The following is a 7868-nucleotide window of genomic DNA, read 5'->3' on the forward strand; positions in this document are numbered from 1 at the left end:
CCCTCAAAAATCACTTTCACCCCCACCTCTGACTTGTCCCGCCATAGCTTGAGCGACGGCGGATCCTCCCCCCTCAGGGAAAACTTTCCCCCTCACCCCGGCCCTCTCCCCCGGAGGGGAGAGGGAGAATAAGGAAAGGGGCTATTGGCATGGGGAGGAAGGATAAGGAAGGGAGCCTACATGAGGGGGAGAGGGAGAATAAGGAAAGGGGCTGTTGGCAGGGGGAGGAAGGATAATGAAGTGAGCCTGCATGAGGGGGAGAGGGAGAGTAATGAAACTGGCTGTTTCAAAAGCTCGCAATGACAATCGTTTTTCCCTGCGCCCTGTGCCCCGCGCCCTTCATTTATTAGAAGGCATGGCCGATGGAAAAGTGCCATCGGTACCTGTCATGCTCATCCTCCACCACCGGGTTCAGCTTGTACCCGTAGTCAAGGCTCAAAGGACCGATGGGTGAGCTCCACCTTAATCCTGCGCCTCCCGCGTACCGCAAGGCGAAATCAGCTTCCCCGATGGTGCTGCGCTTGTCAAGCCAGACACTGCCCGAGTCCAGGAAAATGACACCCCTGACCGTTTTATAAAAACCGAAGCGAAATTCCAGGTTGGCGTTGAGCATGTAGTTGCCGCCTACAGGGTTCCCGTCATTATCCCTCGGTCCCAGGCTGTCCAGACGGTAGCCGCGCACCGAGTTCTGCCCACCCAGGAAGAACCGTTTGCTGATGATAACATCCTCGCTGCGTCTGTAGGCCAGCACACCACCCGTCCTCAGGAGCCCTGCCAGGACTATCCCGCTGCCTAACGGCAAGTAGCGATGGAGCGCGATCTCCAGCTTGGCGAACTCGGCTTCGGAGCCCAGGCCGGTGGCAGCGACCTCGAGGAGAAGATCTCCCAGGAGACCGGACCAGGGATCAAGGAAATCGTCCCTGTCGTCGTAGATGATCTCCCCGGCCACGGCGGCAACGGTTATTTTTCCCGCATCGTCGGTGGAAAGCTGGGCGTCGGGAGAAACGTTCCTCAGCTTGAGGCTTTCATAGGAATATCCTAACCTCGCTTCCGTTATCTCGGACATTTCCCTTACGAAATCCGCTGCAATGGAAAGGGAGTCCTGCGTGTAACTTTCCCTCTTTTCCAGTACATCGGAAAGGGAAAGAGTCAGATCGATCGGTTTGGAAACGAACCAGGGATGGGAGTAACGTAAGGTGGCGGCCCTTTCTATATCACTGGCCTTTTCGATCAGAGTGAGTTTTCTGGCCATGTTTCCCAGGTTCCGGTAGGTCAGGGACGCACTGGCCCTCAGCTTGTCTTCGCTGCCGTACCCGAGCCTGAAGCCGACAACGTACCTGGGTCGTTCCTTGACCGTCACCAGGAGGTCCTTGTACTCCTGTGGTACGTCGGGATCGGCCAACTGGACGTCCACCGAACCCATGACACCGAGTTCGTAGATCCTCTTCTGGGCCTTGAGGATCTCGTCCCTGGTGATGACCTTGCCGCGTTTCAGATCCAGGGCAAGCCGTATGATCCTGGGGCTGACATTCTCGTTGCCGGTGATGATGACGCTGCCCAGTTTGACCCTGGGTCCTTCCTCGACATTCAGGGTAACTTCGACGGTGCCCTCACCCGCCTCGACCGGCTCGGTCACGGAGACGGCCGCGTACAGATATCCGTCAGCGCCAAGCCGCTGGAGCAGGGCCTCCCGCCCCCTCCCGACAAGTTCAGGGACGTACCCCTTGCCCTCCGCAACTGCCGCGAACCCTTTTGCCTTTTCCTCGCCGTAGGGGCCTCCGTTCACCTTCAGCTGTTTCAGGATGACACGCTCCCCCTCCTCGAGAACGATCCTGATCAGGACCTCCTGGTGGCCGTTCAGAACCATGAAGTTCAACGGCTTCACCTCCGCCTGAACAGCCACGAACCCTTCGAACCTGTATTCCCTTAACAGGGACCGGACACCCCCATCCAGCTCTGTCTTCACGAACGGCGCCCCCCTGTCCAGGCCAAGAGCACTGTGGAGCCGATCATCGGGCAGGAATCGGACCCCCTCCACCTCGATACCGCCGATAAAGGTCCTCAGGCCCCGGTCCACAGACAACGTAAGGGTCCGGACCGATGTGTCGGATCGGTCCTCGACCCAGGACAGGGACGCAAAGGGATATCCCTGTGAGCGGTATTTCGATGTAAGCTCATCGGTAAGGGCCGCCTTGGCCTTCTCCGTGCTGTCGGAAGCCAGGAAAACCTTTTTCATGCGGCGTTCGACCCTCATGGATTCATCAGGATCGTCCAGCTGTACTGACAAGGCAGTGACCGGCCCCCTGTTCACATCGAAGGTAAGCTCGACACTGTCGGGGAAGTCGTGGGCGGGTTTCAGGCTGTAAGTGATCTGTGAGTCAAGATAGAAACGGTCCCTCAGGTTATCCCGGATCTTCTTGAGGTCGCTTTTCACCATTTCCCCGTCGACCTTTCCCCCCGGGGCGGATGCGATGATAGCGAGGAGTTTCATCCGGGAAAAACCGGGATCCCCGGTGAGGGCGATCTGGGAAATATAGAGAGCGTTACCTTCCTTTACCTCGAAGATGACCCGGGTACGGTTCTCCCGGCCGGCCACGACCCTGAACGCTATCTCTGTTTCCGGATACCCCCGGAAGCCGTAATATTCCTTGATCCGGACGGCGTTCTCCACGAGCCGTTCTTCGGTGATCTCCTCGTTCTTCCTGAAATTCACTTTCCTGATCAGTTCACCGTCCGAGAGCGCCAGATTTCCGATGAATTCGACATCCTCGAGCCATCTCCTGGGGACAACCTCGTACCTGAGGACAACGCCATCATCGGCAGGAAGGACCCTGACGTCGACGCGCTCGTAAAGTCCGGTACGGAAGAGGTTGAGGACACCGTCCCTGACCTTGCCGGGTGAAAACGGTTCGCCCGCGGCGGCGGGGATCAGCGCTTCCATTTCCCGGGATGTCACGATCGCACCTGAGATCTCCACCAGGGCAATATTTTCCCCGGCGTGATCGGCCAAGGCGGAGCCGTTTCCTCTGCCGTGGACAGGGAAGGCGAAAAGAAACAGGAGGATAAGGGTCGGGATGATCGTCCGCATCATGGTATTTCGAACTGGAAGTCAAGATCCAGCCCGTAATCCTTCTCGCCACGCTGCTCACCGACGAGGCTGAACGTTTCGGAGATCCTGTACTTGAGGGACACCTCCTGTTCCTCGTCGGTGAGGATCGGTGTCGAGTAGGTCAGATACACCTTGTCGCTCAACTTCTTGTCCACCTGGATCCGGGTCGTCCTCTCACCGGTGGAGGAAATGGAGGAAGGGTTGATCACGAACCGGTCGAAACCGGTCACCCGCTCAACCTCCGTCTCCAGCTTTCCCTTGAGCTCACGCGTGAGAAGGAGGGTGGCCTCGGCGGCCGACAGGCCTGATCTGGAGGCAAAGGCCTGTTCTCCAACCGCTCCCCACGTCAGGAGAGAGATGATGTCCCCCTCGCTGAGAGCCGGTGAGGCAGCCAGTTCGAGCCGGAACCTGTCGGGCACGCCGGAAGCGAGAAGCTCAACCGAGTAGTCTCTGACCTTCCCTTCCCTGTCGAAGCCCGTCACCTCGGTCCTCCCTCCGAAATCGAAGCTGGGCTCGATCCTCTTGGGGTTGAAAAAACCGACGGAACCGCTCGTCACCTCGAAGGAGTGTCCCCGGTATTCGATCGTCCCTTCAAGGACCTCCATCCTCCCTGACAGGGACGGTTCGGCCGCGGTCCCCCGCAGGTGCAGGGTTCCCGTCGCGGTACCGCGCATAAGCTTGACATCAACTGTAATGGGTGCCGCTGTTTCCATCCCGACGTCCAGCCCGAGCCATCGTCCCTTGTGCCCGTTGATTTCCGGACCCTTATTGCCCGGACCGGTGTCGCCGGCTTCGGAGATAAGGGCGATGAGGTTGTCGATATCCACCTCTCTCCTGTACACTCCCTCGTCCATGCTGACGGTGCCTCTGAGCAGTCCGCGATCCTCCGAGAACCTGAGAGAAAGGTCGGCACGGTCGACCGTTTCCAGACCTTCCGGAAAGCTGACAGGAACACCTTCGGCCTTCCAGGTCAGCGTTCCATTGACCGGCTTGACCCCGGCCATGCCCAGTTCTCCCCCCATGAGGATGGTCCCGCCGCCGGTAGCGCCGATGATCTGACCGAAATGAAGCTGGTCGCCGACGATCTCCAGTTTACCCTTGAGATCTGTTACCGGAAGGTCGAAGGGGATATGGGCCACACAGCTCGCGCCGGCAAACCGGACAGATCCGTTGAGAAGGGGTTTCGCAAGCCTGCCGTCCACCTTTATCAGGATGTCGGCCTGTCCGGTAAAGGAATCCACAGTAGGTTCGAGAAAGGACAGCCCTTTCAGGTCGATACTGCCGGTGACATTCCCCCCGATACCGGCATCCGGAGCGATCCCCAGCTCACCGGTTAACACGGACTCGCCCGACTGCAGGTTGAGTTCAGTGAACCTGATACCTGTCTGAGGGAAATAGGTAAAGGGGATCCGGTCCCGCGACTTGAAGTGGACACCCTTTATCTCCATGTCCGCGGCGGTGATCACACCGTCCACCCGGGTCTGGCTGATCCTCTTGAGGATCCCGGCGGCGTCGGCTGTCAACGAGACCCATCCCGACACGGCATCGGCGGGGATCCTGACCCCGATCAGATCGTTGATCGCATCCCTGTCCACCTTGTCCGGTGACCGGATCGTGCCGGAAAAAGGAAACCTCCCGCGAAAATCGGCCGTCGCCTCAGCCGCGAAATCTCCATCCAGGAGTTTTGCCTGCGCCTCGAGGCGGCTGCCTTTAAAGCGGAAATTTCCCTCACCTCCCCTCCAGGGGCGTCCCTCGAAGAACAACTGTTCCCAATCCGCGTCGACCCTGGCGTCCAGCTCCTTTCCGTCAAGCGTCCCGGACGCCTTCCCCGCGAGGGCGAGCTCGCCTGCGAGGGGCACCCGGATGATCTTCAGATACCTGACACCATCAACCAGGATCGGGTCCTCGGTGTGCATCTCCACCTCGTACCGTCCCTCGCTCACGTTCCCCTTCCCGGTGATCAGCCTCCCGTCCTTGAGAAGGTCGATCCGTTCGGCCGTAAGGACCCCCTTTGCGAGACTGCCCGAAACCGTTATCTCGTCGTAGCTCTCTTCAAGAAACCGGCCTGCGAAAAGAGACAAGGTCCCGGTGCCGTCCCAACCTTCTTCAGCAAGCGTGGCGTCGAATTTGCCCTGCACCTTTCCCGTCACCTCCAGCCCAACGCCTCCTGACTCCAGGATCTCCTCGACCTTTCCGTTGGTGATCTCACCCCCGACCCATGGTTCCCCCTTCCCCGGTCCGAAGGGGAGATAGGCCTGTCCGACGAAGACCGTTGTACCGGTACGCAAGGTGACCATGGGGAGGCTCAGACCGGATCGGTCCAGATCGAGGTGTGTCTGGAGCAGATCGGCAGCGACCCCCTTCCATCCTGGACCGTCGATCTCCATATCGAGCCGGGCCGCGGCATCTGGCCATTGGCCGGAAATTTCCCCTGTAAGGCGCAGCTCACCTTCCATCGCCTCCAGGCCGGGGACGGCGTCCAGATCTGACAGGCTGCCGCCGGCCTGGTCGATGACCAGAGCAGGGCCGTCCCCCGATACAGAACCTGTGATGTCCACGGACAAACCGCCCCATTGGACTTTGAGTCCTATATCAGACAGTGCCATTTTCGCGTAGGCGCCGGAGAGGGAAAAGTCGAGTTCCCTCCTCAGATCGTTCCTGATAGCCACATCCACCTTTCCGTCCAGCGATATGTCGGCGGCCCCTCCTGACAGCTGACCTGACACCACAGCCGTGGCCTTAATAGCGCCGTCCGGGGTGGATCCCTCGCCGCCCACCTCCCCCATCAGTTCGCGAAGAGGATAACCGTCCGCTTCAAGGCTCATTTCAAAGGGTAATTTCGGGTCGAATCCGAGAGTTAACCCGGTCGTCAGTTCCTGACCCCGGTACCTCATGGATCCGTTAATCACCTCGCAACCGGCAGTGTCCAGGTGCACGTCGGCGCTGATGCGATCGATCACACGATCGGCTATCCTGAGTTCACGGCCTTCCAGCTGGCCTCTGAAAGAAGGATCAGACAGGTCTCCACCCATGCTTCCCTTGAGGGATACCTTCCCTTCGGTACCCTCGGCCGCCCATGGGATCTGCCCGAGGTTCAGCCCGATAGTCATGCCCGCATTGATCTCCCCGTTCCTTTCCAGGGACATCATCCCTGACATATCCACGCTCAGTGGCCCTGTGTCCAGGGTGAGCCTCGCTATCTGAACGCCCATCCTTGATACCGCGAAGTTTCCGGACAGGTCCCTGATGATGACATCCTTTCCTTTCGGAAACGCCTTCCAGTTCAGCGTGCCGCTTTTCGTCCTGAGGGAGACCGATCGCCGGTCCGGCGGGTCGAACCGGGACCGTGACAGAAGGATGACCACGTCCTCCAGTTTTACCCGAAGGCCGCCCGGTACGTCGGTATAGGTGAGATCGACATCCAGGAGGGAAACGTTCCCCAGGGTAAAGCGAAGGGGTGCGATCTTGCCGTCGCCGGCCCCCGAACGCTGCCAGAAGGGGAAAAGGGGCTCAATGAGGAGTTCGCCGTCCAGACTTCGTTGAACCTCCAGGGACAAACCTTCCAGCCTGAGGTCCCGGATCGCCAGCGTCCCCCTGATGAAAGCGTATGGATCGATATGAACGGTCATCCTCACTGCCGTGATCGACTTGCCGGATCCCTTGAGATCCCTGAGGGTGACGTCGGAAAGGGATAACTTCGTGAGGAAGAAGTTGCGGTCGATCTCCCCGAGGCTGGCATGAACGCCGAGATGTTTTTCAGCCTGGTCGATGATCGTCCGTCGGAGCCAACGGTCCACCTCGGGACTGGCGGCGAGCTTCACGCCCACAGTTGCCCCGGTGAGGACAAGAACGATGAAAAAGGCGAGGATGCGTCTCTTCAAGGTAGATTTAAATCCTCCGACAAACGATAGATGAGAACCCTTGTCGGGTTTTCCGCAAGCTCCTAGCTGCGGCCAGTAGTCGGCAGGGGCAGCCCGAGAAGCTCCATGACCTTCTGGATATCTTCCCATACATCCCGCTTGGCGTGCGGATTGCGCAGGAGATAGGACGGATGATAGGTGGGCATGAGAGGTGTGCCTTTGTAGTCGTGAAAATCTCCCCGGAGACGTGATATCCCCAGGTCGGAACCCAGCAACGTCCGGGCCGCGAAGCTGCCCAGTGCGCAGATAACCTGGGGCTGGATGATCTCAAGCTGCCTTGCGAGAAACGGCTGGCACATGGCGACCTCGGCCGGTAAAGGGTCCCGGTTCCCCGGCGGGCGGCACTTGATCACGTTGCAGATGTACACCTGTTCCCGTGTAAGCCCCATTGCTGCGATGATCCTCGTGAGTGTCTGGCCGGCTTTGCCGACGAAAGGTTCACCCCGCAGATCCTCGTCCCGCCCTGGGGCCTCCCCCACGAAAACCACCCTGGCCCCCGGATCTCCGACCCCGAACACGATATTGTTCCTTTCGGCAGCGAGGCCGCATCGCCTGCAGTCCCCCAGATCCCTCCTCAAACCGTCCAGGGCAAGGTCATCTCCGGGCTGGACTTCACCACCCACCTCAGGCTGCAGGACCACTCCCGCAGGCCCGCGGGACGGCAAGTGCCGCACTCCGATGCTCTCCAGGTAAAGTTTGGCAAGGTATCCCATAAGTTTTTCCCGTTTCAATTCCAGATTCCAGAGAATGCATATTATCCAAGATCCGATACCTAATAGAGTCGCAAAAAGTCCAGGCGGAACTTTTCCTGGCTCATTAATGTCCTGGGGAAAGGGAAA

At 59.2% G+C, this 7868-nt stretch carries 3 protein-coding genes; all 3 read right to left on the reverse strand.

What is annotated here, in order from left to right:
- Nucleotides 1–346: 346 nt before the first annotated feature.
- The 3 genes from P1S46_10390 to P1S46_10400 all read right to left on the reverse strand — a co-directional run bounded on the left by P1S46_10390 (nucleotide 347) and on the right by P1S46_10400 (nucleotide 7742).
- Nucleotides 347–3091 (reverse strand): BamA/TamA family outer membrane protein, encoded by a 2745-nt coding sequence (locus P1S46_10390; protein ID MDF1536887.1) that lies wholly within the window; start codon nucleotides 3089–3091, stop codon nucleotides 347–349.
- The gene (locus P1S46_10395; GenBank protein ID MDF1536888.1) at nucleotides 3088–6990 is read right to left on the reverse strand and encodes a translocation/assembly module TamB domain-containing protein; all 3903 of its coding nucleotides are present in this window, start codon (nucleotides 6988–6990) and stop codon (nucleotides 3088–3090) included. Before P1S46_10395 ends, P1S46_10390 begins: the two co-directional genes overlap by 4 nt.
- Before the next feature lie 62 nt (nucleotides 6991–7052).
- Complete coding sequence (locus P1S46_10400) at nucleotides 7053–7742, reverse strand: uracil-DNA glycosylase (protein MDF1536889.1); 690 nt, start codon at nucleotides 7740–7742, stop codon at nucleotides 7053–7055.
- Nucleotides 7743–7868: the final 126 nt, after the last annotated feature.

Source organism: bacterium (genome assembly GCA_029210545.1).
Classification (GTDB): Bacteria; BMS3Abin14; BMS3Abin14; order BMS3Abin14; family BMS3Abin14; genus JARGFV01.